Raw genomic sequence first — 25,109 nt, 5'->3', positions numbered from 1 at the left:
AACTATATTTATGTAACTCTTGTGTTAATAATTTGCATCTAGATTACATTTAGATATTGTATAATTTAAATGCGCGTACTTCGTCAGAGCAATGGACAGAGATGACCGGATATAACAAATTAAAAATTGCCATTTTAGCCATTATGACTTCGCAAACTGTAAATGCGATCACGATTGATCCGATTCAAGTTCAATCAGGAGCTGGGGAACTACTTTATGCAGAAATGAAGTTTAGCAATTCCAATCCGAGTGACAAAATCGAAGCAGGTCTAGCAAGTGCTGATGATATTCAAAATATTGGTGTGGCAACGCAAACTCCAGGACATTTAAACTTTTACACACGTCGTTCAAATGATGGCAGTGGTGTTATTGTCATTACTTCTTCACGCCCATTAATTGATTCAGAACTCAATATTTTAGTAAAAATCAAAGAAGGTAATGCCACTCATTTAAAGCAGATTAAAACACCATTGACTCGTGGTCGGAATAATGTTCCAGCACCTATGCTGAAAACTGCGGCAAATGAAAAACCGCTTATGCCTCAAGTGATTGTGAGTGAAAAAGATATTGCACTGAATTTACCGACGAGCACTCAATATAAAAGCAATGTGCCTCAAGCACCGTCAACAGCAAATACTCAAGTTGACACATCCCCTATGACCAACGCTCAACGCCCGCTCACAATCAGCGTTATTGCTCCACCTACTTTAAACACACCTTCTTTAAGCGCACCAACTTCAAAGATAGAAACAACGACACAAACTACAACAGTAGTGCCAGTCAACAATAACTCGGCTATTAAAAATGAAGTAGCCAAAACAGAAACACAAAAAGAGACAGCAGCACCGGCTATTGCTCAAGCCCCTCGTCCACCAGAGCAAATTCAATCTGAAAAAACTCAAACAGATACAGTTCAAACGATAGAGACTCAATCACCTCAAAAAACAACTCCAGCACAGCAAGCCAAATCGCAAACTGCAAAGCCTGAAACTCATAAAGCTCAAAAAAGCGATAACAAGAAAAATGAAAATAGGAAAAACGAAAGTAAAAAAGTCGAGACCAATCAAGGCAATAATCAAAATCCTCAGCATATTGTCCAAGCAAATGAATCGCTATGGGCAATTGCGTCACGTATAGCCGCAGAAACCCATCAAAGCATCCCTGATGTGATGCGCCAAATCAAAGACAATAATCGGAGTGCTTTCATTCAAGGCGATGTCAATCGTATTCGTCGTGGAGCAGCACTCAACCTAGCTGCTAGTTATCAACAAACACCTCCGACAAAATACAAAGTCCCAACACAGGCACCTGTTGTTACTCAAAAACAGTCAGGAGCTGCAAAATATCGCTTAGATCAGGCAGAAATGAGCTTAGTTGCGGACAATGAACAAAATTCAGCCCAAGGTTCTGCAAATAAAAATACTCAAATAAATCAAACAAATGCTGAACTTTCTACAAAAGTTATGACATCTCGTGAAAAAACAGTTAAATTACAGAAGAATGTGACTCAACTTGCTTCAGCTTTACAGCAAAAGAATCAACGAATTCAATTATTAAATGCACGATTAGCTCAATTGCAACAGCAATTAAAAGATAAAAGTGCGAATAAACCAAATAGTTAGTTCTTCATTAAAGGATATTGATTCATTGAACTCAATGAAGGGGAAATAAAATGTTGTTGTATGTGATTCCATTTGTTCTACTTTTGGTTGTCGCTATCGTTTTAAAGAAACGCGAAGATGCCAATAAAGAAAATAATAGTACGAGTACTAATAGAGCCAACAATAAAAAATCAGCAAAGAAAAATGTTGCCCGAACTGCACGTACAACACAACGAACACAAAGCCCAGTTGTAGAAGTTCCTATTGTTGTTAAGCAAGAAGCTAAATCTTTAAGTGTAGATCTTAAACAAAGCATTGAAAAGTTAATCAAAGATAAGAGCTACTCATCTGCTGAAGCAAAAATAAACCAAGCATTAAACCAAGATAACTCTCAGCATGAGCTTTATTTGTATTTACTCGATGTTCATTTAGCTCAAAAAGATGAGTTTGCAGTCAACCAACTCATTAAGCATATTCGTTCATTAGGCTTGGATGATATTGTTATACAAGCGGAAGAGCGTCGCCAAACAACACAAACTACAAAACCAATTGAATCAATTGCTTTTGTTTCAACAGCACCTGCAACTAAAGACACAACTGCCTTTGATGCACTAATTGAAACTAATTCCGTATCAGAAACAGCACAACCTGTACCTGAACCTACTGAGAATAAGATTGAATCACTTGAGTTTAGTACTCCGACAATCACTGCACCAGCAACAGAAAAATCTCCTGAACCGATTCAACCCTTAGAGTTTACGCTAACCCCTACAACGCAAGAACCAGCGGAGACCACAACTACAGCACCTGCTTTTGAAGTGACGCAACCTGTAGAAGTAGTTAAAGCTGAAACTGTAGCACCGCTCGAATTTAGCTTTACACCGAATCAGGTAGAGCCATCAATTGAAAAGCCAACTGAAATTGCGCCTGAGTTTAAGCTTGATTTTGCAGAGCCTACACTCACTCCTGTTGTTGAAGAACCAGTATTAGAAGAATTAAAGCCATCTCATGAAGCTGAATTCAAACTCACACCAAGTGAAACCGAAACTCAACCGAGTTTCAGCTTTGATCTAGATCAAAAAACTGAAACTATTGAACAAGAAGTACCTGTTGCATCTACATTCAATTTAGATACATCAAGCCCTACAACTGTAGCTATATCAGCCGAAGTAAATGATCCATTGGTCAAATCATTCCCTGAACTTGCAGAAGTGAATGAAATCCAGTTGAACTTAGATCTTGCTCAACAATATATTCACTTAGGTGCATATGCTTCTGCTCGAGAGTTACTCACCCAAGATGAAACAGCATATACACCTCAACAACGACAACAATCACAAACTTTACTCAATCAAATCGCGTCATAAACCAATTTGATTTAAGATAAAGCAGTCATTTATGGCTGCTTTTTTATTGTGGATATGGAAAATTACGAGCCAGAGAATCATGAATAAGAAAATTGCGCTAATTTACATGGGTGGAACTTTTGGATGCATTGGTGAACCATTAGCACCCATGCCAGAGACAGAGTTTATTCCTCAACTTAAACGTGTTCTCCCTCCTCACCTTAAAATCGAATGTTTTAAAGCACCGAGTATTAAAGATAGTAGTGCTTGCACTGCTATGGATTGGCTCAAACTGATTCAACAGATTCAAAGCTTGCAATTACAAAATTTCGAGCATTTTGTGGTAATTCATGGCACAGACACATTAAGTTATGCAAGTGCTACCCTATCACGCTTCTTAGGCGATTCATGCCATGTTGTGCTCACAGGTAGTCAATATCCCTTGCTGAATATTCAGGGAGATAATACCCGTGAATTTACCGATGCGATGGATAATTTAAATACTGCTTTAGATGCTGTAACAAAGCTCCCCGTTGGTGTTTATCTGGCTTTCTTCCACCAAGTTATCCATGCACGAACAGCTTTAAAAGCCCATAGCACAGCCTTAGATGCTTTTAGAGGACAAAAGGCAGATCAGAGCCTAAGAACAAATCAAAATGTTGTGAATGTTCAACTTTCACATCTTGAAAAAGCCAAGACCTTAAATATTCTCAATTGGATGATGATTCCAACTGAATTACAACAATTCAAAAATAATCTTGAAGCACTCATCAAACAAGCACCACATTTCTTGATTATTCAAGCGTATGGGGTTGGGAATCTTGCTGTAAATGAACGCATTATCCAACATTTTAAGTCACTACAAGATAACGGTTGCCAAATTATCTTGTCTACTCAAGTGCTATTTGGTGGTATGGATCAACGCTATGCGATCAGTCAATGGATTCAAGATTCTAAAATTTTAGTCAGTGATGCACTCAGTCAGGCAGATCTTTATGCCAAAATTTTGAAAATTTATTTACAATACCCGACTTCTGAACAATGGCACGATCATTGGTATGATCATTTAGACCATCAGCCTGAATAGAGGAAATTATGCAACGCTTTGCAATTGGTATTGAGTTTTGTGGTATGCGGTATAAAGGTTGGCAGACTCAACAGGCTGGCGTGCGTAGTATCCAAGAAACCATGGAAAAAGTGCTCAGTAAGATTGCTGATGAACCAATCATTCTACATGGTGCAGGTCGTACCGATGCAGGCGTACATGCCACCAATATGGTGGCACATTTCGATACCAATGCGATTCGCCCAATACGTGGTTGGCTCATGGGCTCAAACAGCCAATTACCAAAAGACATTTCGATTCAGTGGATTAAAGAAATGGACATGGACTTTCATGCCCGTTTTAAAGCCAAAGCACGTCGTTATCGCTATGTCGTTTATCAGTCGGCAAATCGTCCAGCCTTACTACATAAACAAGTCACACATGCCTACTATCCTCTAGATGTAGACAAAATGATTGAAGCAGCACAAAAATTTGAAGGTACACATAACTTTGAAAGTTTCCGTGCAGCAGCTTGTCAGTCCAATCAACCTGTGCGTCATGTAAAACATTGCCGTTTGATTCGTCATGGCAATTATTTAGTGCTGGATATTCAAGCCGATGGTTTCTTACATCATATGGTACGTAACATCATGGGGTGCTTGCTTGAAGTCGGTCAAGGCTTATATGAAATTGACCATATTGATGAAATTTTTGCTGCCGAAGATCGCAAGGCGGCGGGAATTACTGCCCCACCTGATGGGCTTTATTTCATCCATGCCGATTACCCAGAACAATTTGAATTGCCGAAAATGCCTTTAGGGCCACATTGGCTCAATATGCCTGAATAATATTTGAAGAAGAATGAGTATTTCATTGTGCATTTAATTCACAATGAAAGTCTCCCTCCCTGTGGGAGGGATTAAGGGAGGGTATCTAGAATAAAGAGATTTAACGCTGTTTACGTTTTCTATATTCCACAGGTGTCTCATTCGTCCAACGCTTAAATGCTCGATAGAATGTACTTGGCTCAGAGAAACCTGTTAGATACACAATCCGCTCCACACTCTCATTGGTATTCGCCAACAACTTCTTCGCAAGACGACAACGATAGTCTGAAAGAATCTGTTGAAAACTGGTATTGGCTTCCGAAAGCTGAGTACGTAAACGACGTGGTGTAATACTAAGCTGTGCTGCAACCGTTTCAAGCGTCGTTTCACCGCTTTCAAGCGTTGAACCAATCGCACGGCGTACCTCACCAACCAAATCATAACGTGCAAGTTCTTGCAGCTTCTCAATCGCCAATTGCTCATGTAACTGCAATAGTTCAGGTTCAGCTTGCCACAATGGATAATCAAGAATCGATGGATCAAAATACAAGCGCGTTTCTTTTTGTCCCAAACTCACAGGGCAGCCATACACACGATAATACTCACCATCAGATGCACCTTGCGTAAAATTAAAATCGATATAAATCGGTTCAAATCTTCCTTCAGTGATGAATTTAAAGAAACGTAAAATTCCAGAAATAGCACATTCTGAAAAATGACGATTGACAATATTTTCACCCCAAGGTTGTTCACCATTGGTCAGATAGCAACGCCCTTCATCATCAACAATCAATTTAGCGTGAAAAGCATCACTGATCAGACGCTGATAGGCCAATGCACGCTTTAGTCCTTCACCAAAGTTTTCACTGGAAATGAATAGGTGCTCGATGACCTGCCCTCGGTATAATGGCAAATGCTCACCAAGGTGCAATCCAATGTCAGGATCATTGCTGACTTCCTCAGCAGCCACCCAAAATGCAAACTGTGCATTCAGTGGTGTACGTGCATTCTGATCGACTTGACCTAAAGCTACGCCTGCTTTTGATAATATTTCTTCTGTCGGCAATCCTGCACGACGGATCGCTTGATAGCCTAATCGTAAAACAACCGAAGCATCAGTTAGCTGACTCACGTAGTGCCCTTCCTTGTATGTTATTCATTTATACTTAAAACCTTTGATTTAGATTACCGTCGATTGACCGAACTGACAATATTTATCCGCTTTTTTTTGTAGAAATTGTTTAACAATATGTTCGCCTATTTTCAAGTCATCTGCCACCTTGAAATACCGAATAATCTTGTTTTTCTATAAAAAATTGCCTATAATTTGCGCCTTTCCAATTTGATCATCAGGTAGGCTATGGCCAATAAAGAGGAACTTATCGAGTTCGAAGGCGTTGTCACCGAAACGCTTCCTAATACTATGTTCCGTGTGCGTTTAGAAAACGGTCACGAAGTGATTGCTCACATTTCTGGTAAAATGCGTAAACATTACATTCGTATTTTAACTGGCGATAATGTAAAAGTTGAAATGACACCTTATGATTTAACAAAAGGTCGCATTACTTATCGCGCACGCTAAGTTTTAGTGTAAGCAAAAGCCACATTTAAGTGGCTTTTTCATTATCAAACTTCCGTTCTCGTACCCAATCTTATGCTCAACGATCTAAAACGATTGTTTGGCAAGTCTGTTCTTTACACATTGAAATCTGCGTATCTAGCCAAGTATTCCGTGTTTGCAAAGCATTTAAATGGCAACCGACTGCGTTCGATTTATCAATCTCACGCGCGCAAGTCGCATCCCGCTGATTCATCCAAGCCAATTGAGAATACTGTAAATTCTTTTTCTGATTCGTTGTTAATTTTGCTCTGAGTTGTTGATATTTCTGCTTTACTTCATTCTGTAATATTGTAAATTGTTTTTTACCACACTCTAGATTTTGAGCATCGCATACCTGCGCAAAACCTGTTGCAGGCAGAAAAGAGATCAGAAAATAACTACATCCAATCAGTACAAACTTCTTCATGATTCAAATCCTTTGAACATTCCTTTTACAATTCATCAATCAATTGTCTTTAATATAATAGGTAAATATCTACAGACTTTCTGCTTATTTATTACACTAAGATGACACCTTATATAAATAAAGCAATGTTTTTTAATCAAACTCCGTAAAGGTGACCATCATGCAATTACCTCTACATTATCTGATCATTCTCATCGGTATCGGTTTAATCACTGGATGCCAAAGTCTGGATACGCGCCCTGCGGATTTAAATGCTTATCTGCAACAATTTATTGGACAAAATAGTACTGATATTCAAAAGAGTTTAGACTTCAGCGCATTAGGATATAAAGTCAGCCAAACTGTAAAAACCACGGATGATGAGCTGAGTTACACCATTCTTCGACCATTAAGCATCCCCATATCTGGAGGAAATGCGACAGTCGGATCAAATGCAATGGGAGCACCTGTAATTCGCTATGATACAACTGCGATGCCAAGTTATGACGTTAATTTTAATTGCACAGTCACATTTAAGCTTAAACAACATATTGCAGAGTCTATACAATATAGTGGTCGGGCTTGTTAATACTAAAACTCAAAAACCTGTTATAAGAAACAAGATTAAAAATTAAACCATAAAAAAACGCAGCTCTAAGCTGCGTTTTTTGAAACCATTAAAAATTAAGCAATAGCTGCAACAACAGCTTCGCCCATTTCAACTGTACCAACTTTGCTCATGCCTTCAGACATGATGTCACCTGTACGTAAACCTTGATCTAAAACATTGCCTACAGCATCTTCTATCGCTTTAGCCGCTGTTTCTTCACGGAAGGTATAGCGAAGCATCATCGCCACAGAAAGAATCGTTGCAAGTGGATTCGCCACGTTTTGACCTGCAATATCAGGGGCAGAACCATGACATGGTTCATACATACCCTTACCATTTTCATCCAATGATGCAGATGGCAACATACCAATAGAACCTGTCAACATCGCAGCTTCATCAGAAAGGATGTCACCGAATAAGTTACCTGTCACAATCACGTCAAATTGTTTAGGCGCACGAACCAACTGCATTGCAGCATTGTCTACATACATGTGTGAAAGATTAATATTTGGATACTGCTCTTCTTTCATTGCGGTCACAGTTTGTTTCCAAAGCTCAGTTACTTCGAGTACATTGGCTTTATCCACTGAACACACTTTACCACCACGAAGATTTGCCATTTCAAAAGCAACTTTGGCAATACGTTTGATTTCAGATTCAGCATAAACATCGGTGTTAAAACCTTGTTTTTCACCATTTTCAAGTTCACGAATACCACGTGGTTGACCGAAGTAAATACCACCAGTCAATTCACGAACGATCAAAATATCTAAACCAGATACAATTTCAGGTTTTAAGCTTGAAGCATCAGCCAATTGCGGATAAAGAATCGCAGGACGTAAGTTTGCGAATAGATTTAATTCGCTACGGATTTTTAATAAACCACGTTCAGGACGGATTGAGCGCTCAATCGTATCCCATTTAGGACCACCAACTGCACCTAAAAGAATTGCATCGGCTTTTTTCGCCTGTTCAGAAGTTACCTCTGGATAAGGTGAACCATGTGCATCAATCGCAGCACCACCCAATAAACCATGTTCCCACGTCAAACCTAAATTAAATTTTTCATTGACACGTGTAAGTACTTTTTCAGCAGCGGCAACGATCTCTGGACCGATACCATCACCTGCCAAAATCAAAATTTGTTTAGACATTTGTAGTTCCATTTGTATTCAGCATAGTGCTGATGTGAGATTAAATCTTTTGTTCAATAAATTCGCTCACACCTGTCACCGCATTATGTGGGCGACAGAAACGGCGAATCGTTCGTTTTTCTTGAATCATATCGACACACAAAGGTGTCGGCGCAGAAACATTCAGCAAACTGCCTGAACCTTGACGTGTTCTTTGGCGATACATTTTGAATGTATATTGTTGATTCGCTTTAAAATCATGAATCACATGGAACACTTCAGCATGTTGTTTGGTAATGGGATAAAACCGAATCACCATTTCATATTGCTGTGGTGGAATCGTCAGATAAACACCATTACGATCTAAAGGTTCACCTGTCAGTTTCAAATAACCTTTGTTAATCGCCTTACGATTCGCGCGCTGTCCATGTTCTTGTGTAATGATCAAATCATTTAATCTAGCAAATTCACAATGTTCTGCACCTGAACAATAAACGGTTACAGTATTTAGGCTTTGATGCTTCAAACCAGCTTTGTTGATTCTGACCTTATCAATCATTTGACTTGACTGACACGCACTTAACAACAGGCTCAATATTGCAATTAAAACACTACTGCCTAAAAACTTTGTCATTATTCAGTCCCAACCCTTGCGCACCACATCAACATATCTTTTGTTATGTTTCGCATGTTAGCAAGAGTTAGGCATTCACGCTATGCATAAATGTTTATCAATAACTTAAAATTCAATTTGAAATTTAGCCTTGAATTTCAGCAAAAACCCAAGGACGAGCCGCTTTGGTTTTTTCTTCATAAGCTCGAATATCATCCGCAGCTTGCAAAGTTAAACCAATATCATCCAAACCATTTAATAAACAATGTTTACGGAATGGATCAACTTCAAATTTGAATGCTTCGCCATTTGGTGTACGTACCTCTTGCGCTTCCAAATCAATAGTTAACTGATAGCCTTCATTGGCAAAACATTCTTTAAATAACTGATCTACAATCTCTTCAGACAAGATCACAGGCAACATGCCGTTTTTAAAGCTGTTATTGAAGAAAATGTCGGCATAACTTGGCGCAATCACGGTACGGAAACCGTATTCTTCCAATGCCCACGGCGCATGCTCACGGCTTGAACCACAACCGAAATTTGCACGTGAAATCAAGATAGAAGCACCTTGATAACGTGGTTGGTTCAAAGTGAAATCAGGATTTTTAGAACGTTTTGAATTGTCCTGACCTAAAAAACCTTCATCCAAATAACGCAATTCATCAAATAAGTTTTCGCCAAAACCTGTACGTTTGATGGATTTCAAAAACTGTTTTGGAATAATTAAATCTGTATCGACATTGGCACGGTCTAATGGTGCAACGATACCTTGTTCAACGGTATATTTTTTCATGATCCATGCTCCTATTAGAATGTACGCACATCAACAAAATGACCTGCGATTGCCGCCGCAGCTGCCATGGCTGGACTCACCAAATGTGTACGACCACCATTACCCTGACGACCTTCAAAGTTACGGTTAGAGGTTGATGCACAGTGCTCACCTGGTTGTAATTTGTCCGCATTCATTGCCAAACACATTGAACAACCTGGTTCACGCCATTCAAAACCAGCTTCAACCAAGATTTTATCCAAACCTTCTGCTTCTGCTTGCGCTTTAACTAAACCAGAACCTGGAACAACCATCGCTTGTTTAATTGTTGAAGCAACTTTTTTGCCTTTAGCAACTTCTGCTGCTGCACGAATGTCTTCAATACGTGAGTTAGTACATGAACCGATAAATACACGGTCTAATTGAATATCTGCCAATGCCTGACCGCCATTCAAGCCCATATATTGATAAGCACGTGTCCAGTCATTACGCTGTACATCATCTTTCGCCTGTTCCAAAGTAGGAACAGCTTGTGACACAGGAATCACCATTTCAGGTGAAGTTCCCCACGACACTTGCGGTTCAATCTCTTCACCTTGCAATACTACAACAGTATCGAAATGTGCGCCTTCATCAGAAACTAAAGTATTCCAATACGCCACAGCAGCATCCCACTGTTCACCCTTAGGTGCATACGGACGATCTTTTACGTATTCAATGGTTTTGTCATCAACAGCGACCATACCCACACGAGCACCACCTTCGATTGCCATATTACACACAGTCATACGACCTTCGATCGACATATCACGGAACACCTGGCCACCGAATTCAATCGCATGACCTGTACCACCAGCAGTGCCGATTTTACCGATAATGGCCAATACCACGTCTTTTGGTGTTACGCCTTGACCTAATTTACCGTCAACACGTACCAACATGTTTTTCATTTTCTTTTGAACTAAACACTGGGTTGCCAATACATGTTCAACTTCTGATGTTCCGATCCCATGCGCCAAACAACCGAATGCACCATGTGTTGCTGTATGTGAGTCACCACAAACCACGGTCATACCTGGTAAAGTTAAACCTTGCTCAGGGCCAACTACGTGTGCAATCCCTTGGCGTACATCATTAATGTCGAATTGAACCACATTAAAAGTTTTACAGTTGTCATCTAAAGTTTGTACTTGGATACGTGAAGTATCATCTTCGATCCCTGCAATTCCTTCCGAACGCTCTTTGGTCGACGTTGGTACGTTATGGTCAGGTGTTGCCACGTTGGCACTTAAACGCCAAGGTGTACGACCTGCCAATTGCAAGCCTTCAAACGCTTGTGGAGAAGTGACTTCATGCAATAAATGACGGTCGATATAGAGTAATGCAGAGCCATCATCTCGTTGTTTTACTAAGTGGTCATCCCACAATTTGTCATACAACGTTTTTGTATTTTCAGTTTTTGCTTTTTGGTTTTCGCCTGCCATGTCGATGTGCTCCACTGGACTGGGTAATTCTTTCATTGAAGTCGATTATAACCGTGTTTTTACATAAATCTAATTTATCATTTTTATTAATTTAAAAACTTTTTGGAATTACTTTGTGTTTTTAAATATTCTAAATATCAACTTAATTCACAAATCCAATCATCACCAATTAAAAATTCTCTTTTACATTTTAAATGATAATGATTATTATTTAATTAACTTCTAATCTTTGTGGTGATGATCATGGCACGTATTCAAAATTTTGTTCAAACCAATCAACGAATTTTCAAAAAAACCTTAAGTTATTACATTATGCACATCACTGTCGCAATGATGGTGGCTTATGTTATTACAGGAAATCTATGGATGGCTATCACATTAAGTTTAGTTGAGCCAACTGTACAAGCTGTCGCATTCTTCTTCCATGAGAAAATTTGGAATAAAAGAGATCAAAAGTTGGCGCAAGCTGCAGAAGTCAACGCTTAAACAAAATTTTAAAATGAGGAGGTGCTAATCACCACCGCCTCCTCCACAACTACTGCAACTGCTACAAGAAGACGAAGAATCTGAACTATTAGAAGAATGATTTGAGTCATGAGATGACCCCGAACTTGTGCATGAAGTGGTCATTGAAGAGCATGCTGTTGTCGAGGTGGATGAACACGAAGACATGGCTTGATCATTGGGGATCGCTGAGGTCGCACTCATTTGTGTATACAATGCAATCAGAAAAGGTAAACTGAAAATCAAACCCTGTTCCCAACGAATGTGTGCATCGACTTGAAATATTCGTGGCAAAATATGCGTTTTTTGTGGATCTAATCCATGTATATGACATGCAGCCTGCCATGTATTTGCCAGTTGTTGTCGCTGACTGATTTTCTGTGAATCTGTCGGAGCTTGCTCATGAGGTTTGTGAATTAAGTGATAACCCAAAAAAGTTTCGCACATGACACGATAAAAACTATCATATTCCTCAATCAGTAAATGCCATAACGCATCCACAGAATGAGAAGGCATCGCATAGGCTTGCTTGATCCAAATATGTAATGCCAAATAATCTTTAAATCCATCCTCGATATGTTTATACGATGTCACACTGATATTTGGATGTCTTTTTCTAAATGCTGTCCAGATATACTCAGGGATTTGGAAACTTTCTAATTCTTTCATTTTAGTTATTCGACTGAATCTAGCTCTTAACCAAAGCAATGTAATAACTTCCGTAATGATGATAGGAATATACCACTTTAAAAAATACAACAAGCCAAAGCCAATGCTATTTAGAATAATAAGTGTGATAAAAAATCTCAGCCATGATGCAGTATAAGTGCTTCTTGAAAGCTGTTTAAAATAATGAATCGATGTCATTGTTGGTGGATTTTGAACTGTTCTATTCAAATAGTTTTCCTTTTGTTCTTTTTATAGACTGACTATAAATGAAATGAGACCAAATCATATAGCAAAAACTTGTATATAAACTTTTCATGAATTCTAAAAATAAGTTTAAAAACCAACCAATGAAAAAAACTTAAAATTTACTTTGATTTATTCTTAAAATTTCTAAATAATAAATTACGCATAAAATTTCTTTATGGATGGATAGACAATGAATTTAGCAGCCTTTGAAGCTTTCGTAAAAGTAATGGAAACAGGATCTATTTCCATGGCAGCAGAACATCTGTTTATTACCCAACCTGCTGTCACCAAACGAATACATAGTTTAGAAGAATATTTTGGCGTCAAACTTTTTGAGTCTGCGGGACGTGGTGTGCAAGCGACGCATGCGGCTCATTCACTATTGCCTAAAGTTAAAAGTTGGTTAAATGAATTAGGTGACATTCACCATACACTAAGCCATGAACAAGGCGAAGTCCGTGGAAAATTAAAGATTGGTACCAGTCACCATATTGGTTTGCATCATTTACCACAGCATTTAAAAAAATATGTTCAACAATTTCCTGAAGTGAAATTGGATGTGCATTTTGTCGATTCGGAACAGGCGCATGAACAAGTACTTGCGGGTGATTTAGAGCTTGCATTCCTTACACTTCCGCCTCAAGGTGATGAGCGTCTGAGTTATATCACCATTTGGAATGATCCTTTGGTTTTTGTGGTTGCACCATTTCATCCACTTGCACAAAAGAAAAATCTCAAATTAGAAGATTTGATTGAATATCCTAGTCTACTTCCAGCAGCGCAAACCTATACCAGTCAAATCACCTTGGCGGAATTTGAAAAGCAAGGCTTAAAACCGAAGATCACCATGAGCAATAATCCGCTTGAATCGATTCGAATGTTAGTTTCGATTGGTCTAGGTTGGTCTGTTTTACCCAAGACTTTGCTCAATCAAGACTTACATCAACTGGATATTCCTTTTGAAATGAATCGTCAATTAGGCATGGTCTGGCATCCTGCGCGTACACAATCACGTGCGGTGCAAGAACTGATTGAAATGATGAAGTAGTTTTAAATACTTAAAATGCCGAGCAATCTTTAAACTGCTCGGCATATCATCTATACAAATAAAACCGCACTTCTCTAGAAATGCAGTTTTTGAATCATCAGAATCTCAATATTTTATTTCACAGAGTCTTCATGTAATGACTCATTCAGTTGATCTACAACAAGTGCCCACTCACCATCTGACTTAATCTTTTCAGCTAAAAATTGGCGTTGTGATTCTGACCAGATATTGGCTTGGACAATAGTTGTATCTGCATCTAACTGATGGGTTTCGATAAATTTTGCAATTCCCGCTTCACTTGAATCCAAACCCAGTTGTTCAAATAAATTAGTCATTCTTGGACGTGTTTGGCTCATTTTATTTTCTCCAGCAGTTTCTAAAAAATTCTAAAACCAACATAGCATTTTTATTTTTAAAATGAAGCACAAAACCTTTATTTATAAAAATAATTACAAATCTCAGAATTTAAATTTTGAAAATAAAAAACAGCACCTCAGTGCTGTCATTCATCTACTTCATCAATAACACAATCAATCAAATTGACCAGTCTTGAATTTCCCAAGCCTGCTCTTTCGCCAAAGTTTCTAAGCGATCATCTGGGTTGATGGCAAAAGCATGATCTGCATATTCCAACAAGAAACGGTCATTGATTGAATCAGAATAAGCCCATGACTCAGTCACATCACGCCCCTCAAGCCATTGATCCAAACGCGCCAATTTACCTTGTTGATAACATGGAATATTGGTCACTTTGCCCGTGTATTTACCATCTTTGACTTCAGCATTGGTGGCAATGATTTCTGTAATACCAAATTCACGAAAAATCGGTGCAGTAATAAAGTCTGATGTTGCAGTAATCCCAACCAATTCATGTCCTGCATCTTTATGGCGTTGAATCGCCGCAAAACCTTTAGGGCGCATCTGCGGACGAATCACTTTTTGCATAAATAACTGATGTAGTTCAGTTAAGTATTCATTGTCATGCTGAGTTAAAAATTCAAATACAAATTCATTATACGCAATCGGGTCAAGTTGCCCTGCTTTGTAATCTTCATAAAACTTGTCATTCATGGCACGGTGATGGACTGGATCAACCAAGCCTTCATTGACTAAAAACTCGCCCCAAGAATGGTCAGAGTCGGTATTTAATAAGGTGTGATCTAGGTCAAACAACGCCAATTTCATGAAAATACTCGTTCAAACTGAAATTTAAGAAAAAAATTGTAAATCTATCACCGCTAGTCGATAGAAATTCGGTAAGATCATAGCAATTTTACAACATTATTACTTTGACTTTATCGAGTTGGACAAAAGAGTGTGTGTCCCCATATATAAAGTCAAATGAAATTAACAATTTTTAGGTAGCCAAATGATCGACTCAGAAGGTTTCCGACCTAACGTCGGGATCATTTTGGCAAATGATATTGGACAAGTGTTATGGGCAAAACGCATTGGTCACAATGCATGGCAATTTCCTCAAGGGGGGATCCAGTTTGGAGAAACTCCTGAGCAAGCTCTTTATAGAGAACTACGAGAAGAAGTTGGGCTCCTACCCGAGCACGTCCAAATAATCGCCCAGACAGATGACTGGTTGCATTATCGTTTGCCGCTTCGATACATTCGCTCGGATTCCGATCCGATTTGTATTGGACAAAAACAGAAATGGTTTTTACTCAAACTGACAGCTTCAACGAAACATATTCAGTTGAATTTGTCTGACCCGCCAGAATTTGACCAATGGCAATGGGTGAGTTACTGGTACCCGCTTGGTCAAGTGGTGAATTTTAAACGTGATGTTTATCGTAAAGCGATGATGGAGTTATGCATGCAGATGCCACAGCATGGTGCTGAAATTTCTTCAAAAATTTGAATGATTTTTCAAAACAGTGCTGTTATAAATAATTGCAAATGAAATCGCGTTAAACCGAACATAAATAAGGAGCATACCTTCATGTCGAACATGCAACTGGACACCCTAAGACGCATTGTGCAAGAAATCAATGCGTCCGTCAGTTTGCATGAGTCTTTAGAAATTATGGTCAGCCAAGTTTCTGAAGCAATGCATGTCGATGTATGCTCGATTTATCTTTTAGATGAACGAAATCAACGTTATGTGTTGATGGCGACTAAAGGTTTAAACCCTGAATCTGTAGGCAATGTTTCATTGCAACTCGGTGAAGGCTTGGTCGGCTTAGTCGGTCAACGTGAAGAAATTGTCAACTTAGACAATGCCTTTAAACATGAACGCTTTGCTTATTTCCCTGAAACAGGGGAAGAAGTCTATAACTCTTTCCTTGGTGTTCCAGTCATGTACCGTCGTAAAGTGATGGGCGTGATGGTGGTTCAAAATAAAGAATCTCAAGACTTTAGTGAAGCCGCTGAATCCTTCCTCGTCACATTATGCGCGCAACTTTCGGGTGTAATCGCACATGCACATGCTGTCGGGAATATTGATGTTTTCCGTAAGCCAAGCAGTTCATCTAACTATAAAACCTTCCAAGGTTCTTCTGGTGCAGGTGGTATTGCACTCGGACGCGCCATTATTCTTTACCCGCCTGCGGATTTGGCAGCTGTGCCAGACCGTGATGCCGATGACATCAGTGAAGAGCTTGAACTTTTAGATCGCGCCATTTCTGATGTTCGCACTGAGATCCAATCCCTCGACGATAAAATGCAAGATTCACTCATGGCTGAAGAACGAGCGCTATTTAGCGTGTTCTTACGCATGTTAGATGAAAATGCTTTACCGAGTGAAATTAAAGAAATTATTCGAGATGGTAGTTGGGCGCAAGGTGCAGTAAAGCATGTCATCGACCGTCATGTCGCATTATTTGCACAAATGGAAGATGACTACTTACGTGAACGTGTGTCTGATTTAAAAGATCTTGGACGACGCATCTTAGCAGCTTTGCAAGAAGGCGATACCAGTCATAAAGAAATCACGTCTGAAAGTATTTTAATCGGTGAAGAAATCAGTACTGCAGCATTGGTTGAATTACCTGTTGATAAAATTGCTGCCATTGTCACTTCAGAAGGTGCTGCCAATTCACATATGGTGATCGTGGCACGTGCACTCGGTATTCCAACGGTTGTTGGTGTGACTGAACTGCCTGTGAATACCCTTGATGATGTTGAAATGATTGTCGATGCCTATCAAGGTCGGGTATTTGTAAATCCACCACGGCGTTTACGTACCCGTTATAAAGAGATTCAAAAAGAAGAAGAGCAAATCGCCAAAGATTTGAAGCAATACGAAACTAAAGATTCAATCACGCCCGATGGTGTTGCTGTCAAACTCTATGTCAATACGGGCTTGATGATTGATGTGGTTCGTGGTGTACAACGTGGTGCAAAAGGTGTTGGTTTATATCGTTCAGAAATTCCGTTCATGCTCCGTGAACGCTTTCCAGGTGAAGAAGAACAACGTGCGATTTACCGTCAACAGCTCAGTCACTTTGCCAATAAACCTGTGGTGATGCGTACCCTGGATATTGGTGCAGATAAAGACTTGCCTTATTTCCAGATTGAAGAAGAAAACTCAGCTTTGGGATGGCGTGGAATTCGTTTCACACTTGATCATCCTGAGATTTTTTCTTCACAAATTCGCGCCATGCTCAAAGCCAGTATCGGTTTGAATAATCTGCATATTTTACTGCCAATGGTCACAAGTGTCAGTGAGGTTGAAGAAGCGCTTTACCTCCTTGAACGTGATTGGATGGCGGTTCAGGAAGAGGAACAAGTTAAAATCACCAAACCAAAAATCGGGATTATGGTCGAAGTACCCAGTGTGCTTTTACAGATTGGTGAATTTGCTGAATTGGTGGATTTCTTCTCAGTGGGTTCGAATGACTTGATTCAATATTTATTGGCAGTTGACCGAAATAACCCGCGTGTTTCGAGTGTGTATTCTCACTTCCACCCTTCTGTACTGCGTGCCTTAACCCGTTTGGTTCAGGAATGTCATAAGTATGACAAACCGATCAGTATCTGTGGTGAAATGGCAGGTGATCCGCTGTCTGCAATTTTACTCATGGCTATGGGTTTCAATACACTGTCGATGAGTTCAAGTAATATTCTTCGTGTGCGTAAAGCGATTTGCCATGTCTCGATGACAGATGCTCAGAAGCTTTTGGAAGAAGTTGTGGCGATGAACAATCCATTGATGGTGAAAAGTTGGATGGAATACTATTTCCGTCATCATGGTTTAGCAGATATGGTGAAATCGAATCGTTTGGTGAATGTTTAATTTGAATGTTTATTTTTAAGTTAAATATTTTATGATTGATATTTCAATACATTAAGCACAAATTTGAAGCATTAAAAAAGGGAGATAATCATTTGAGTATCCCCCTTTTTTGTGTTTTGCATAGCCTCGTTTTGCATTCTTTTTGCGATCTACAAAAGTTTGGCTCTTGTTAAAATCGTTCATGTGTTTTGCCACAAAGTTGTGAATTACAACTTCAGGCGCAGCTTTTTTCTTCGCCATTTTATTTACCTTTTAGACTGTATGTTCACCGCAAAATTGGTGATGCGGTGCAAGGCTGATATTACGCTTTTTTGTATAGAATACAAGCGGATTTATCCAATATTTCCAATACATCACAGAACAAATACATGCAGTTCTTTGTACAGCATCCCGAACGCCAAAACACACATCATCAATGCTAGACCTTTTAATAAAAGCTTCTGTATAAGCATTTGATTTAAAATTTTTTTAATTTTTAAAGCAGCAAAAATATATAGGCTTCCAACAATAAATAGAGTCAAAACTGTCAGCCCAGTCAGAACAATCGTTTTTTCTTGTAACGATGCTGAACCAAAAATAATTGGCACCAAAGCAAGATAAAAAGAAATCGTTTTCGGATTGCTTAAAGTAATCAGCAAGCCATCCTGAAATGCTGAAAATGAGATCTTTATATCTAAAATTTGAGTATTTTCATTGAATAAATCATCCTGAAAATTCCAATATTGATAAGACAAGTACAGTAAATAAAAACTGCAAAGCAACATCATATAAACTGAAAAATGTGGACTAAGCTTATGAATAAAATCAATTAAAAAAATCGAACTCAGCAAGAATAAAACATCACCTGTGATCAGCCCTAAAAGCATTAACAAAGCACGCTGATACCCTTGAGTAAAAGTCTTCAACATTAGACCTGTCATACCTGGTCCAGGTAGCAAAGCTGCAATGGCTAAGGTGAATAAATACGTTGAAAATTGGGTTAAATCTTGCATCAGCATCACAACCTGAAAAATCTGAAATGTGTCCTTATATTTTTTGTGAAAAACGTAGGTAAAACTGATCTATTTATTTCTAAAATAGCAATAAAAAGGGTATAAATAACCTTTAAGATGAACTCCCAAGACAAGAATGACCCAAAAGCAGATCGATAAAACTGACACTAAAATTTTAGAGTTATTACAACGTGACTCTCGTATTTCCAATGCTGAACTCGCTGAAAATATCGGAATGTCTGCCTCACCCTGTTGGCGCAGGGTGAAACATTTAGAAGATACAAGCATCATCAAAGGCTATGGCGTACTGTTGGATCGTAAAAAAATCGGCTTAGGTGTCATGGTTTTTATCCGTGTTTCCATCGACAGTCACAGTGAAAAAGAAGCCAAGAAATTTGAAGAGCAAGTGACAGCTTTGGAGCATGTTGTGGCTTGTTATAGTATTGGTGGTGATGCTGATTTTCTTTTACAGGTGGTCTCGCCTGATTTAGATACTTATGCAGAGTTTTCAATGTCAATTATTCGCCGCTTGCCTGGAATTAAAGAAATGCAAAGCATGTTTGTACTTAAAGAAATTAAACCTTTTCTAGGTTTCCCAATTTTAAAGCCCTGAGCATGTAAAATTATTTTTTCGCTCTAAAAATAAAGACCATGATAACAATCTGTTATAGCCTAAAAACACACAGTCTTACATTAATTTTCATTAAAATACAAAATAATCAAATATTTTCAATAAGTTAAATTTGCTTTATTTTTAAAACGTATATATATTGTATATACATTTTGATTTTCACCTTTGGGGATAAATATGTGATGGCTGAATTACCCAAAAAGACAAAGGTGAATAAAAAAGATGGTCAGCTCTTAATTCGCATTAACAGTGCTGAACGGGATGAGTTTTTACAATTGTGTGAAAGTCTCGATACCAGTGCAGCACGCGAGTTAAGAAAATTTATCCGTAGTTTTATCAAAAAGCATCAGCCAACGGATAGCAAAACAAAGGAGTACCATGATGTCAAAGCAAGTTAAATCTTTAAAGAAACAAATCAAAGCGCGTTTGGACAAAATTTCAAAGCACGAAGGTAAATTGAAAAAGCTCCAAAAAAAGCTTAAAAAACAAAAGTAATTTTCAATAATTACGTGTTAAAAGTATCAGCTTCAAATCAAACCTGATTTAAGCGTATGAAGGTCATAATGTTGCATTATGACCTTCGCTGATTTAGGTATTTAAAAATTATTTCAACTCGCCAAAGCCCTTTGCAACAATCGATCTACATCCACTGCTTTCGCATCCACCATCCCCACGACCCGTCCATGAAATTCACTATAACGAGTTGCGATAAACGCATCAGAGACAAAATCAGGTGCATACTGTTTCAGTAAAATTGCTTGAGCAAGAATCACCAAACGACTGACCAGACTGCGCGCCATAAACTGCATTTCATCGGCTTGTAAACTGCTGAATAATTTAAACAAAGACTGCAATTCATTCTGTAAAACAGCATCACTTGAAGCCACTTTTGCGAATGATTGGAACAGGACTTCGATGGACTCACGATCACGCTGAATCGCACGTAATACGTCTAAACACATGACATTGCCCGAACCTTCCCAAATGGTATTTACAGGGGCTTCTTTAAAAATGCGAGCCATGATGCCAGTATCGACATAACCATTACCACCAAAGACCTCCATCATTTCACCTGTCAGTTCCACCGCACGTTTACATACCCAAAACTTAGATGCAGGCGTCATGATACGTTTCCATGCCAGTGACATTTCATCATCCTGCTCATAACAATGTGCGAGATGAAAACTCAGTTGCATCGCAGCTTCGGTTTCCAAAGCCAAATCCGCAAGTACGGCTTGCATCAAAGGTTGTTCAGCTAAATGCTTTCCAAAAGCCTTGCGCTGACGGGTATAGGCAATGCACTGTACCAATGCCTGACGTAGCATCGCACTAGAACCCACCGAGCAAGTCAAACGGGTGTAATTCGCCATCTCAATAATGGTCGGAATACCACGCCCTGCTTCACCGATCATGATACCCCACGCATTTTTAAATTCGACTTCTGAACTTGAGTTACTGCGATTGCCGACTTTGTCTTTTAGACGTTGCACGTGAATATGATTCTTGGTGCCATCCTCCAACCAACGAGGTACAAAGAAACACGCCAAACCATCCTGTTCAGTTTTCGCCACCACCAAATGCGCATCACACATCGGGGCTGAGAAAAACCATTTATGCCCTGTCAGCAAATAGGCTTTACCACGACCTAATTCAGCGACAGGCACTGCATAGGTTTCATTGGCACGGACATCTGAACCACCCTGCTTTTCTGTCATGCCCATACCCATCCAGATGGATTTTTTTTGGGAAATCGGAATATCACGTTCATCATATTCATTAGACAGTAATTTTTCACCGATTTTTGCCCAAAGCTCAGGTTCATTTTGAATCAGTGGAATACTGCCCAAAGTCATCGAGTTAGGGCATAAGCTTCCACATTCCACCTGTCCGCTTAAGAAAAATCGTGCTGCCCAATCCACCCATTTTGAAGTTGACTGTGACTGATTTTGTACATCACTAAATGGATAAGCATGAGTGTGGTATTGACGATTAATACCCATCCATTTATGCCATGCAGGGTGAAACTCTAAAAAATCTTTACGGCGACCACGTGCATCAAAACTATGTAATTCAGGCGTATGTCGATTGGCTAGGTCTGCATATTGATAATATTCTGCTGAACCGACAATCTCTCCAAACTCTGCTAAAGTCTGCTGATCCTGACTGCCATAGCGTTGCAAAATTTCTTGTAGGACTTGGTCTGTGCTAAATAAGTTGTAGTTTTGCAATTCATCAAATTGGTTGCTGATCTCGTGGGTTTGCCATGCTGTGGTTGTTCCAAGTTGTGCTGTGTTCATGCTGAAATCCTGTCTTGTTGTTTTGTCCAATTACATTCAGTATAGATCAAAATCTGTAGATGGATGTTCGGGTTATTTTTATGGCTTTGCCTGCAATCAATGTGCGTCGTAAACCTCGCCAATCAAGGGCTCGTATCACTCAAGAAGCCTTAATGGAAAGTTTTGTTCGGCTTTTGCATGAACGCCCTGCCAGTGAAATTACCATTCGGGAAATTACTGATATTGCAGGTGTTGGCTTGGGAACTTTTTATGAGTATTTTTCTAAGAAAGAAGATTTGATTGCGCTGACCATTCATCAGCATGTGAAAAGTAATGCTGAGGCCTTAAAAAGTTATGCACAAAGTCTGATCGAGTTATCCACAAATCTGGATTTTTCAGCATATTTACAGCAAGTCATTCACTTCCAGTTACAGGAAATTCAAGCGCAACAGTTTTTATGGGCGCAGACTTTTTTGTTGGAACGGCAGATTTCGAGTATTGAAATTTATCGTAAAAGTTATGATATGATGGTGCAGATGTGGCAAACCATTCTCACACCTTTTATTCAAGATCATGAGCAATTGAATCGGATCAGTTTAAATGTACAACGGGTTTGTTATGGAGTGATTTCACAGACTTTATTGATTGAGCCTGAATTTGGGGAGTGGGAGGTTTTAGAGAATGATGTACTTGGTTTTGTAAAAAGTTTGCTGGAAGCATAGAGTTTTAATTTGCAAAATGTTTCAAGATTGATTAAAAATCAAATGACTTGTTTCAAAGTCACTTTTTGCGGATGAATGGAGGTTTTTTAAAGTTGTAAATATTTGAAATAGAAACAATTTAAAAGAATAATTTCGCATAACCAGCATTATATTAAATGAGAAAAAATTAGTTACTTTTTTGAGATGATGGAGCCGAGTTCCATGTGTCTAATAAGCGCCAAATTGCGCTATCAATTTCTTGCCAACGATCCCTATTATTTAAGTTCGTTTCCCATTTAACCCATATACCCCCATATTTATTAGGTTCATAACTATTTCCCCGAATTTGCACAAATCGATTATCTGGTGTATTTTCCAAAGTAATTACATCTAATAACACGCCAGTAACATCATGTTCTTTAGATTTTCCATAACAACCAAAAAAATCATCAGACAATTTTTTTGAATAACAGATCAAACCATATTTTTCAAATTTTGATTTTTCTCTAAAAAACTCTTTTCTTTGTAAAAATGTCTTATATGTATCTAAGTTCTCAGCCTGCATATCCATAGTAAGACCTTCAATCCTTACTCTCACTTGATCATCATAATCGGGCAAATAACCATCCGTTGCTTGAAAATCTAAATTGCTTAATTTTAAATCAAACTGTAATTGCCGATTCGAATCAGGCATCGGTAAACTGTCTGCTTCTTCTTGTGTAATCAGTGGAAATTTTTCAGGTACATAATTGATTGGAAATTGCCCCAAGTAGTGTTCACGTGCAGGTCGATAAAATTCAGAATCAAACCTATCGGGAATATGTTCCCGACGCGACCCAAGTTTCGCTTTTACAATAAGTTGTGGATTTTGTTTCCATGTCACTATTTCCCCCTCTTGAGGAATATCCTTTGATGTACACCCAATAAGTAACAGAGCATACAAGGAAAGAATCCAGCATCCTTTTATTAGCATTATTTGACTCTTATAAATATTACGATTTCAGAAAATTAAAATATTTAAATTTCCCTAAAATTAACATAATACACCTTATGCGAAATGCAATTACTAATCTTTTTTAAACCAGTAGATTGCAACCCATAAAAAAGTCTAGCTTATCCAAGTTGGGCTTTTTAGATAGAAATTCATCATTCAATAAACCTCACTTCCCCACACCATTTGCTGACTTTAAAAGATATAAAAAATTCCCTTTCAGTCATGTTTGAAAATCAGTTTATGCGATAACTTATTGAACAATTCCAACAAAACAAACCTGATTATGTTCAATAAAAAAATTTCAGATCGTTTTATTAAATATATTTACCCACTCATAGATGCGACAAAGAGTCAGAAAAACAAAGCCTTTCCACAGAACTATAAACTCCTTCCCTACATTCATTCCAAAAAAATTGGTTGGACACATTTCGGGGTTATGGTCCCAGACTTGCCTGCACCACATCATTTTTATTCAGTCATGTCCATCATCGGTACGGCAGGTGCATTGGCGTTTGATAACGATCATGCTTTAAAAGATACACCACGAAATAATGCAACATTGGTGGTCGGAACTGGAACAAAAAAGACCAGTGTATTTGCAGGTTATTCGATTCTGAAAGAATGCAAGTTTGCCGAAGATGGTTCACATATTCAGTTTGGCGATGACCTCACCATTACAGGTCAATATCCACATTACCAGCTTCATTCAGGCAATGAAAATTATCAGATTGATATTAAAATCAAAGTAACAGACAAAATTACATGGTTTGTAAAAACGCCATTTTATGATCACATCAGCCTTTTGGCTGAATATTCAGGAACGCTACAAAGTGAAGGTCAGTTTCAGGAAATTTCAGGCTTATGTACCTTTGAACATGCAGCTGCTGTCAGCCCACATTTAATCTGGAAAAAAGCACTCAAACAAAACCTGAAATTACCTTTAGATTTCTTTACCTATAATATTATCAACCTTGCTGATGGAACACAGTTACTGCTCAATGATACCCGTATTAATGGAACTCAGATTGTCAGTAAAGCCTTCTTCCGTTCATTGACCCAATACAATAAAACCTGCGCAGCTGAGTTTAAGGTCATTGAATATCAGGAAGATTTAGCGACTGCACCTGATGGCAAACAGATGAAATTGCCACAGGTTTTTGAATGGCGTATTTATGAGGGAAAGCAGGAAATTCTTTATTTACATTGCACAGTGAATACTGAATTTAACTATGGCTTAGGCAGTGGTTATGTCGGAGGCTATGCTTATACAGGTACGCATAAAAATAAAGAAATTCAAGGACAAGGCTATATTGAGTATATAGATCGAATGGAAAGTTAATAATCACAAAAAAACCGCCCTCA

27 protein-coding genes are annotated in these 25,109 nt (G+C 38.6%); 14 read left to right on the top strand and 13 right to left on the bottom strand.

Features of this window, described 5'->3' with window-relative positions:
- Positions 1 to 101 precede the first annotated feature (101 nt).
- The 4 genes from EXE10_RS00570 to truA all read left to right on the top strand — a co-directional run bounded on the left by EXE10_RS00570 (position 102) and on the right by truA (position 4,840).
- Positions 102 to 1,622 (top strand): FimV family protein, encoded by a 1,521-nt coding sequence (locus EXE10_RS00570; protein WP_130112007.1) that lies wholly within the window; start codon positions 102 to 104, stop codon positions 1,620 to 1,622.
- A 50-nt stretch (positions 1,623 to 1,672) separates the two neighbouring features.
- The gene (locus EXE10_RS00565) at positions 1,673 to 2,968 is read left to right on the top strand and encodes a hypothetical protein (protein WP_130112006.1); all 1,296 of its coding nucleotides are present in this window, start codon (positions 1,673 to 1,675) and stop codon (positions 2,966 to 2,968) included.
- Between the two features lie 79 nt (positions 2,969 to 3,047).
- Positions 3,048 to 4,034, top strand: a complete 987-nt coding sequence (locus tag EXE10_RS00560) for an asparaginase domain-containing protein (protein ID WP_130112005.1) — start codon at positions 3,048 to 3,050, stop codon at positions 4,032 to 4,034.
- Positions 4,035 to 4,042: 8 nt separating this feature from the next.
- Positions 4,043 to 4,840, top strand: a complete 798-nt coding sequence (gene truA, locus EXE10_RS00555; RefSeq protein ID WP_130112004.1) for a tRNA pseudouridine(38-40) synthase TruA — start codon at positions 4,043 to 4,045, stop codon at positions 4,838 to 4,840.
- A gap of 100 nt (positions 4,841 to 4,940) precedes the next feature.
- On the opposite strand, the gene EXE10_RS00550 is transcribed toward truA, so the two are convergent.
- A complete protein-coding gene (locus EXE10_RS00550) occupies positions 4,941 to 5,951 on the bottom strand; it encodes an AraC family transcriptional regulator (RefSeq protein WP_068973707.1) in 1,011 nt (336 codons plus the stop codon).
- Positions 5,952 to 6,179: 228 nt separating this feature from the next.
- On the opposite strand from EXE10_RS00550, the gene infA reads away from it, so the two are divergent.
- Positions 6,180 to 6,401, top strand: coding sequence for a translation initiation factor IF-1 (gene infA, locus EXE10_RS00545; protein WP_004718087.1), 222 nt, complete (start codon positions 6,180 to 6,182; stop codon positions 6,399 to 6,401).
- Between the two features lie 76 nt (positions 6,402 to 6,477).
- Here the strand turns inward: infA and EXE10_RS00540 are convergent, their stop codons facing one another.
- Positions 6,478 to 6,846 carry a lysozyme inhibitor LprI family protein gene (locus EXE10_RS00540; RefSeq protein ID WP_130112003.1) on the bottom strand — a complete coding sequence of 123 codons (369 nt, stop codon included), beginning with the start codon at positions 6,844 to 6,846 and terminating at the stop codon, positions 6,478 to 6,480.
- Between the two features lie 160 nt (positions 6,847 to 7,006).
- Between EXE10_RS00540 and EXE10_RS00535 the strand changes: the two genes are divergently transcribed.
- Positions 7,007 to 7,414, top strand: coding sequence for a hypothetical protein (locus tag EXE10_RS00535; protein WP_087552182.1), 408 nt, complete (start codon positions 7,007 to 7,009; stop codon positions 7,412 to 7,414).
- Between the two features lie 95 nt (positions 7,415 to 7,509).
- Here EXE10_RS00535 and leuB read toward each other — a convergent pair whose 3' ends face one another.
- The 4 genes from leuB to leuC form a co-directional block, all read right to left on the bottom strand.
- On the bottom strand, positions 7,510 to 8,589 hold the full coding sequence (leuB, locus tag EXE10_RS00530) for a 3-isopropylmalate dehydrogenase (RefSeq protein ID WP_087552183.1): 1,080 nt from the start codon (positions 8,587 to 8,589) through the stop codon (positions 7,510 to 7,512).
- Positions 8,590 to 8,629: 40 nt separating this feature from the next.
- The gene (locus tag EXE10_RS00525; RefSeq protein WP_130112002.1) at positions 8,630 to 9,202 is read right to left on the bottom strand and encodes a hypothetical protein; all 573 of its coding nucleotides are present in this window, start codon (positions 9,200 to 9,202) and stop codon (positions 8,630 to 8,632) included.
- A 124-nt stretch (positions 9,203 to 9,326) separates the two neighbouring features.
- Positions 9,327 to 9,977 carry a 3-isopropylmalate dehydratase small subunit gene (leuD, locus tag EXE10_RS00520; protein WP_130112001.1) on the bottom strand — a complete coding sequence of 217 codons (651 nt, stop codon included), beginning with the start codon at positions 9,975 to 9,977 and terminating at the stop codon, positions 9,327 to 9,329.
- A gap of 14 nt (positions 9,978 to 9,991) precedes the next feature.
- Entirely contained in the window at positions 9,992 to 11,440 is a 1,449-nt protein-coding gene (gene leuC / locus EXE10_RS00515) for a 3-isopropylmalate dehydratase large subunit (protein ID WP_068973713.1), read from the bottom strand.
- A gap of 237 nt (positions 11,441 to 11,677) precedes the next feature.
- On the opposite strand from leuC, the gene EXE10_RS00510 reads away from it, so the two are divergent.
- Positions 11,678 to 11,926: a DUF2061 domain-containing protein gene (locus tag EXE10_RS00510; protein ID WP_171422349.1), complete on the top strand. Its 249-nt coding sequence runs from the start codon at positions 11,678 to 11,680 to the stop codon at positions 11,924 to 11,926.
- Positions 11,927 to 11,950: 24 nt separating this feature from the next.
- Here the strand turns inward: EXE10_RS00510 and EXE10_RS00505 are convergent, their stop codons facing one another.
- The gene (locus EXE10_RS00505; RefSeq protein WP_130112000.1) at positions 11,951 to 12,613 is read right to left on the bottom strand and encodes a hypothetical protein; all 663 of its coding nucleotides are present in this window, start codon (positions 12,611 to 12,613) and stop codon (positions 11,951 to 11,953) included.
- 436 nt (positions 12,614 to 13,049) lie between these two features.
- Here EXE10_RS00505 and EXE10_RS00500 point away from each other — a divergent pair, with 436 nt between their 5' ends.
- Complete coding sequence (locus EXE10_RS00500; RefSeq protein WP_130111999.1) at positions 13,050 to 13,907, top strand: LysR family transcriptional regulator; 858 nt, start codon at positions 13,050 to 13,052, stop codon at positions 13,905 to 13,907.
- A 113-nt stretch (positions 13,908 to 14,020) separates the two neighbouring features.
- On the opposite strand, the gene EXE10_RS00495 is transcribed toward EXE10_RS00500, so the two are convergent.
- Together EXE10_RS00495 and EXE10_RS00490 are read right to left on the bottom strand one after the other, a co-directional pair.
- Positions 14,021 to 14,263, bottom strand: a complete 243-nt coding sequence (locus EXE10_RS00495; RefSeq protein WP_068973718.1) for a DUF2789 domain-containing protein — start codon at positions 14,261 to 14,263, stop codon at positions 14,021 to 14,023.
- A gap of 178 nt (positions 14,264 to 14,441) precedes the next feature.
- A complete protein-coding gene (locus tag EXE10_RS00490) occupies positions 14,442 to 15,092 on the bottom strand; it encodes an HAD family hydrolase (protein ID WP_130111998.1) in 651 nt (216 codons plus the stop codon).
- A 184-nt stretch (positions 15,093 to 15,276) separates the two neighbouring features.
- On the opposite strand from EXE10_RS00490, the gene EXE10_RS00485 reads away from it, so the two are divergent.
- A complete protein-coding gene (locus tag EXE10_RS00485; protein ID WP_068973720.1) occupies positions 15,277 to 15,777 on the top strand; it encodes an RNA pyrophosphohydrolase in 501 nt (166 codons plus the stop codon).
- Between the two features lie 81 nt (positions 15,778 to 15,858).
- On the top strand, positions 15,859 to 18,153 hold the full coding sequence (gene ptsP / locus EXE10_RS00480) for a phosphoenolpyruvate--protein phosphotransferase (RefSeq protein ID WP_087552189.1): 2,295 nt from the start codon (positions 15,859 to 15,861) through the stop codon (positions 18,151 to 18,153).
- Between the two features lie 51 nt (positions 18,154 to 18,204).
- Here ptsP and EXE10_RS00475 read toward each other — a convergent pair whose 3' ends face one another.
- The gene (locus EXE10_RS00475; RefSeq protein ID WP_068973722.1) at positions 18,205 to 18,393 is read right to left on the bottom strand and encodes a hypothetical protein; all 189 of its coding nucleotides are present in this window, start codon (positions 18,391 to 18,393) and stop codon (positions 18,205 to 18,207) included.
- Positions 18,394 to 18,506: 113 nt separating this feature from the next.
- Complete coding sequence (locus EXE10_RS00470) at positions 18,507 to 19,145, bottom strand: LysE family translocator (RefSeq protein ID WP_130111997.1); 639 nt, start codon at positions 19,143 to 19,145, stop codon at positions 18,507 to 18,509.
- Between the two features lie 136 nt (positions 19,146 to 19,281).
- On the opposite strand from EXE10_RS00470, the gene EXE10_RS00465 reads away from it, so the two are divergent.
- Positions 19,282 to 19,758, top strand: coding sequence for an Lrp/AsnC family transcriptional regulator (locus EXE10_RS00465; protein ID WP_087552192.1), 477 nt, complete (start codon positions 19,282 to 19,284; stop codon positions 19,756 to 19,758).
- A gap of 200 nt (positions 19,759 to 19,958) precedes the next feature.
- Entirely contained in the window at positions 19,959 to 20,174 is a 216-nt protein-coding gene (locus EXE10_RS00460; protein ID WP_130111996.1) for a hypothetical protein, read from the top strand.
- A 210-nt stretch (positions 20,175 to 20,384) separates the two neighbouring features.
- Here the strand turns inward: EXE10_RS00460 and EXE10_RS00455 are convergent, their stop codons facing one another.
- Positions 20,385 to 22,073 (bottom strand): acyl-CoA dehydrogenase family protein, encoded by a 1,689-nt coding sequence (locus tag EXE10_RS00455; RefSeq protein WP_130111995.1) that lies wholly within the window; start codon positions 22,071 to 22,073, stop codon positions 20,385 to 20,387.
- An 80-nt stretch (positions 22,074 to 22,153) separates the two neighbouring features.
- Here EXE10_RS00455 and EXE10_RS00450 point away from each other — a divergent pair, with 80 nt between their 5' ends.
- Positions 22,154 to 22,774, top strand: coding sequence for a TetR/AcrR family transcriptional regulator (locus EXE10_RS00450; RefSeq protein ID WP_130111994.1), 621 nt, complete (start codon positions 22,154 to 22,156; stop codon positions 22,772 to 22,774).
- Between the two features lie 166 nt (positions 22,775 to 22,940).
- Here EXE10_RS00450 and EXE10_RS00445 read toward each other — a convergent pair whose 3' ends face one another.
- Positions 22,941 to 23,636 carry a hypothetical protein gene (locus tag EXE10_RS00445; protein WP_228256757.1) on the bottom strand — a complete coding sequence of 232 codons (696 nt, stop codon included), beginning with the start codon at positions 23,634 to 23,636 and terminating at the stop codon, positions 22,941 to 22,943.
- 394 nt (positions 23,637 to 24,030) lie between these two features.
- Here EXE10_RS00445 and EXE10_RS00435 point away from each other — a divergent pair, with 394 nt between their 5' ends.
- Positions 24,031 to 25,086: a DUF6670 family protein gene (locus EXE10_RS00435; protein ID WP_130111992.1), complete on the top strand. Its 1,056-nt coding sequence runs from the start codon at positions 24,031 to 24,033 to the stop codon at positions 25,084 to 25,086.
- Positions 25,087 to 25,109 lie beyond the last annotated feature (23 nt).

This window comes from Acinetobacter sp. WCHAc060033 (assembly GCF_004209125.1).
GTDB classification, from domain to species: domain Bacteria; phylum Pseudomonadota; class Gammaproteobacteria; order Pseudomonadales; family Moraxellaceae; genus Acinetobacter; species Acinetobacter wuhouensis.
Note: the sequence above shows the minus strand (reverse complement) of the source record. Positions and strands in the feature narration are given on the sequence as shown.

Excerpts from the sequence above, each read along its gene's own strand:
- EXE10_RS00570 (WP_130112007.1), top strand. The coding sequence starts at position 102 with ATGACCGGATATAACAAATTAAAAATTGCCATTTTAGCCATTATGACT.
- EXE10_RS00565 (WP_130112006.1), top strand. The coding sequence starts at position 1,673 with ATGTTGTTGTATGTGATTCCATTTGTTCTACTTTTGGTTGTCGCTATC.
- EXE10_RS00560 (WP_130112005.1), top strand. The coding sequence starts at position 3,048 with ATGAATAAGAAAATTGCGCTAATTTACATGGGTGGAACTTTTGGATGC.
- truA (WP_130112004.1), top strand. The coding sequence starts at position 4,043 with ATGCAACGCTTTGCAATTGGTATTGAGTTTTGTGGTATGCGGTATAAA.
- infA (WP_004718087.1), top strand. The coding sequence starts at position 6,180 with ATGGCCAATAAAGAGGAACTTATCGAGTTCGAAGGCGTTGTCACCGAA.
- EXE10_RS00540 (WP_130112003.1), bottom strand. The coding sequence starts at position 6,846 with ATGAAGAAGTTTGTACTGATTGGATGTAGTTATTTTCTGATCTCTTTT.
- EXE10_RS00535 (WP_087552182.1), top strand. The coding sequence starts at position 7,007 with ATGCAATTACCTCTACATTATCTGATCATTCTCATCGGTATCGGTTTA.
- leuB (WP_087552183.1), bottom strand. The coding sequence starts at position 8,589 with ATGTCTAAACAAATTTTGATTTTGGCAGGTGATGGTATCGGTCCAGAG.
- EXE10_RS00525 (WP_130112002.1), bottom strand. The coding sequence starts at position 9,202 with ATGACAAAGTTTTTAGGCAGTAGTGTTTTAATTGCAATATTGAGCCTG.
- leuD (WP_130112001.1), bottom strand. The coding sequence starts at position 9,977 with ATGAAAAAATATACCGTTGAACAAGGTATCGTTGCACCATTAGACCGT.
- leuC (WP_068973713.1), bottom strand. The coding sequence starts at position 11,440 with ATGGCAGGCGAAAACCAAAAAGCAAAAACTGAAAATACAAAAACGTTG.
- EXE10_RS00510 (WP_171422349.1), top strand. The coding sequence starts at position 11,678 with ATGATCATGGCACGTATTCAAAATTTTGTTCAAACCAATCAACGAATT.
- EXE10_RS00505 (WP_130112000.1), bottom strand. The coding sequence starts at position 12,613 with ATGAAAGAATTAGAAAGTTTCCAAATCCCTGAGTATATCTGGACAGCA.
- EXE10_RS00500 (WP_130111999.1), top strand. The coding sequence starts at position 13,050 with ATGAATTTAGCAGCCTTTGAAGCTTTCGTAAAAGTAATGGAAACAGGA.
- EXE10_RS00495 (WP_068973718.1), bottom strand. The coding sequence starts at position 14,263 with ATGAGCCAAACACGTCCAAGAATGACTAATTTATTTGAACAACTGGGT.
- EXE10_RS00490 (WP_130111998.1), bottom strand. The coding sequence starts at position 15,092 with ATGAAATTGGCGTTGTTTGACCTAGATCACACCTTATTAAATACCGAC.
- EXE10_RS00485 (WP_068973720.1), top strand. The coding sequence starts at position 15,277 with ATGATCGACTCAGAAGGTTTCCGACCTAACGTCGGGATCATTTTGGCA.
- ptsP (WP_087552189.1), top strand. The coding sequence starts at position 15,859 with ATGTCGAACATGCAACTGGACACCCTAAGACGCATTGTGCAAGAAATC.
- EXE10_RS00475 (WP_068973722.1), bottom strand. The coding sequence starts at position 18,393 with ATGGCGAAGAAAAAAGCTGCGCCTGAAGTTGTAATTCACAACTTTGTG.
- EXE10_RS00470 (WP_130111997.1), bottom strand. The coding sequence starts at position 19,145 with ATGCAAGATTTAACCCAATTTTCAACGTATTTATTCACCTTAGCCATT.
- EXE10_RS00465 (WP_087552192.1), top strand. The coding sequence starts at position 19,282 with ATGACCCAAAAGCAGATCGATAAAACTGACACTAAAATTTTAGAGTTA.
- EXE10_RS00460 (WP_130111996.1), top strand. The coding sequence starts at position 19,959 with ATGGCTGAATTACCCAAAAAGACAAAGGTGAATAAAAAAGATGGTCAG.
- EXE10_RS00455 (WP_130111995.1), bottom strand. The coding sequence starts at position 22,073 with ATGAACACAGCACAACTTGGAACAACCACAGCATGGCAAACCCACGAG.
- EXE10_RS00450 (WP_130111994.1), top strand. The coding sequence starts at position 22,154 with ATGGCTTTGCCTGCAATCAATGTGCGTCGTAAACCTCGCCAATCAAGG.
- EXE10_RS00435 (WP_130111992.1), top strand. The coding sequence starts at position 24,031 with ATGTTCAATAAAAAAATTTCAGATCGTTTTATTAAATATATTTACCCA.